This window comes from Aquabacterium sp., assembly GCF_030652515.1.
Lineage (GTDB): Bacteria > Pseudomonadota > Gammaproteobacteria > Burkholderiales > Burkholderiaceae_C > Aquabacterium.
On sequence record NZ_JAUSAR010000098.1, the window covers coordinates 1 to 3637 of the forward strand.

Genomic DNA, 3637 nt, shown 5'->3' on the forward strand with positions numbered 1-3637 from the left:
CGCGCCTGTCGTCGAATCGTTTGCCCAGCGCGCCAAGGCCAACGCCTTCATGGTCAAGACCAGCAGTGCTGATCTGGCCGTCGCCCGCAAGCAAGTCCATGTGCAATCGTTGATTGCTGCCTATCGTTTCCTCGGCTCCCGCTGGGCCGACCTCGATCCCCTCAAGCGCCAGGAGCGCCCCAAGCTGCCCGAGCTGGAGCCCGCGTTCTACGACCTGACCGAGTCCGACATGGACATCACGTTCAGTGCCACGAACACCTACTTCACCAAGGCCGAGCAGATGTCCTTGCGTGACATCCTGCAAGCCCTGCGCGAAACCTATTGCGGCTCCATCGGTGCAGAGTTCATGCACATCACCGAGCCCACCGAAAAGCGCTGGTGGCAAGAGAAGTTGGAAAGCATCCGCTCCAAGCCCTCGTTCAGCGTCGAAAAGAAAAAGAACATCCTCGAGCGCCTCACCGCTTCTGAAGGCCTTGAGCGTTTCCTGCACACCAAGTACGTGGGCCAGAAGCGTTTCTCGCTCGAAGGCGGCGAAAGCTTCATCGCCTGCATGGACGAGCTGATCCAGCGCGGCGGCGAAAAGGGCGTGCAAGAGATCATCATCGGCATGGCCCACCGTGGCCGTCTGAACGTGCTGGTCAACACCCTGGGCAAAGAGCCCGCCGAGCTGTTCTCTGAGTTCGACCACACCGCCCCCGAGAACCTGCCTTCGGGAGACGTGAAGTACCACCAGGGCTTCTCCAGCGATGTGAGCACCGATGGTGGTCCCGTCCACTTGTCCCTGTCCTTCAACCCTTCGCACCTTGAGATCGTCAACCCGGTGATCGAAGGTTCGGTGAAGGCCCGCCAGGATCGCCGAGGCGATGTGTCTGGCGACCAGGTCTTGCCCGTGCAGGTGCACGGCGACGCCGCCTTTGCCGGCCAAGGCGTGGTGATGGAAACCTTGGCATTGGCCCAGACCCGTGGTTACTACACGGGCGGCACGGTGCACGTGGTCATCAACAATCAGATTGGCTTCACCACCTCCGACCCGCGCGACAGCCGCTCCACGCTGTACTGCACCGACGTGGTCAAGATGATCGAAGCGCCGGTGCTGCACGTCAATGGCGATGATGCCGAAGCCGTGGTGCTCTGTACGCAGTTGGCACTGGATTACCGCCAGGAGTTCAACAAGGACGTGGTCGTGGACATTGTCTGCTTCCGCAAGCTGGGCCACAACGAGCAAGACACGCCGTCGATGACCCAGCCGCTGATGTACAAAAAGATCGGTCAGCATCCCGGCACGCGCAAGGTCTACGGCGACAAGCTGGTGGCCCAAGGCACGATCGCCGCTGAAGTGCCTGACCAGATGGTCAAGGACTACCGCGCCGCGATGGAGGCGGGCAAGCACACGGTCGATCCGGTGCTGACCAACTTCAAGAGCAAGTACGCCGTCGATTGGACGCCTTACCTGAACAAGAAGTGGACCGATGCGGCTGACACCGCCTTGCCACTGGCCGAGTTCCGCCGTCTGGCCGAGCGCATCACCACCGTCCCCGCCAACTTTAAGCCGCACCCCCTGGTGCAAAAGGTCATTGACGACCGCGCGGCCATGGGCCGTGGCGAAGTGAACGTCGACTGGGGCATGGGCGAGCACATGGCTTTTGCCTCCCTGGTGGCCAGTGGCTACCCGGTTCGCCTGTCGGGCGAAGACTGTGGCCGTGGCACCTTCACCCACCGCCACTCGGTGCTGCACGATCAGAACCGCGAGAAGTGGGACACCGGCACCTACATCCCGCTGCAGCACGTGGCCGACAACCAGGCTCCCTACGTCGTCATCGACTCCATCCTGTCGGAAGAGGCGGTGCTGGGCTTTGAATACGGTTACGCCAGCGCCGACCCGAACACCCTGGTGATCTGGGAAGCGCAGTTCGGCGATTTCGCCAACGGCGCGCAGGTGGTGATCGACCAGTTCATCGCCTCGGGTGAAGTGAAGTGGGGCCGGGCCAACGGCCTGACTTTGATGCTGCCGCACGGCTATGAAGGCCAAGGCCCCGAGCACAGCTCGGCCCGCCTGGAGCGCTTCATGCAATTGGCCGCTGACAACAACATGCAGATCTGCCAGCCCACCTCGGCCAGCCAGATCTTCCATTTGTTGCGTCGCCAGATGGTGCGCATGTTCCGCAAGCCCTTGGTCATCATGACGCCCAAGTCTTTGCTGCGCATGAAGGACGCGACCTCGCCGCTGACCGAGTTCACGCGCGGAGAGTTCCGCACCGTGATCCCCGAGACGGATGCGACGGTGGACAACGCCAGCGTCAAGCGTTTGATCGCCTGCTCGGGCAAGGTCTATTACGACCTGGTCAAGAAGCGCGCCGAGAAGAAAAACACGGACACCGTCATTGTCCGTGTTGAACAGCTGTACCCCTTCCCGCACAAGGCCTTCGCTGCCGAGCTGAAGAAGTACCCGAACCTGACCGACTTGGTCTGGTGCCAGGACGAGCCGCAAAACCAGGGCTCATGGTTCTTCGTGCAGCACTACATCCACGAGAACATGACGGAAGGCCAGCGACTGGGTTATGCCGGTCGGCCCGCATCCGCCTCGCCCGCCGTGGGGTATGCGCACTTGCACCAGGAGCAGCTCAAAGCGCTGCTTGATCAAGCCTTCGCCAAGCTCAAGGGCTTCGTCCTCACCAAATAAGTCATTGCGGGCGCCGCGCACCGCGATGGCTGGTGCGCGAAGTCGCCCCCGCGTCTGGAGAAATATTCATGGCACTCGTTGAAGTCAAAGTCCCCCAACTCTCGGAATCCGTGTCCGAGGCCACCTTGCTGAACTGGAAGAAAAAACCCGGTGAAGCCGTCGCACTGGACGAAATCCTGATCGAAGTCGAGACCGACAAGGTCGTGCTCGAAGTACCGTCGCCCGCCGCTGGTGTGATGGCACAACTGGTTCGCAACGATGGCGACACCGTCGCCAGCGAAGAGGTGATTGCCCGCATCGACACCGAAGGCACCGAAGCGGTCAGCCCCTTGCCCGTCAAGGCTTTGCCCGCCGAGGTCGCTGCGCCAGCCCCGGCTGCCGCAGCACCTGCAGCTGGTGGCTCCAAGGCCGATGTCGCCATGCCGGCCGCTGCCAAGCTGTTGGCCGACAACAATCTGAGCACGTCACAAGTGCCAGGCACCGGCAAAGATGGCCGGGTCACCAAGGGCGATGTGCTGCAAGCCGTGGCTGGTGGCACTGCAGCCGCCCCTGCGCCGTCCGCCCCCGCAGCGCCTGCCGCTGCCAAGGCGATCCCCACGGGTGTGCCAGCCACCGCTTTGCCTGCGGTGCAGGTCCCCGGTCTGCCCAACCTGTCCGACCGCCCTGAGCAGCGCGTGCCCATGAGCCGCCTGCGCGCCCGTGTCGCCGAGCGCCTGCTGCAGTCGCAGTCCAGCAATGCCATCCTGACCACGTTCAATGAAGTGAACATGGCCCCGGTGATGGAAATGCGCAAGCGCTTCCAGGAGAAGTTCGAGAAGGAGCACGGCGTGAAGATCGGCTTCATGAGCTTCTTCGTCAAGGCCGCCGTGCATGCGCTCAAGAAGTACCCGGAGCTCATTGCCTCGGTCGATGGCACCGACATCGTCTACCACGGCTACTTCGACATCGGCATCGCCG

At 62.5% G+C, this 3637-nt stretch carries 2 protein-coding genes; both read left to right on the forward strand.

The features are described from left to right. Window positions 1–2680, forward strand: a 2680-nt coding sequence (locus tag Q7V20_RS11645) for a 2-oxoglutarate dehydrogenase E1 component (protein WP_304790913.1), incomplete at its 5' end; no start/stop codon positions are given. A gap of 68 nt (window positions 2681–2748) precedes the next feature. After that, window positions 2749–3637 (forward strand): 2-oxo acid dehydrogenase subunit E2 (locus tag Q7V20_RS11650; protein ID WP_304790916.1); only part of this gene is annotated, 889 nt, incomplete at its 3' end.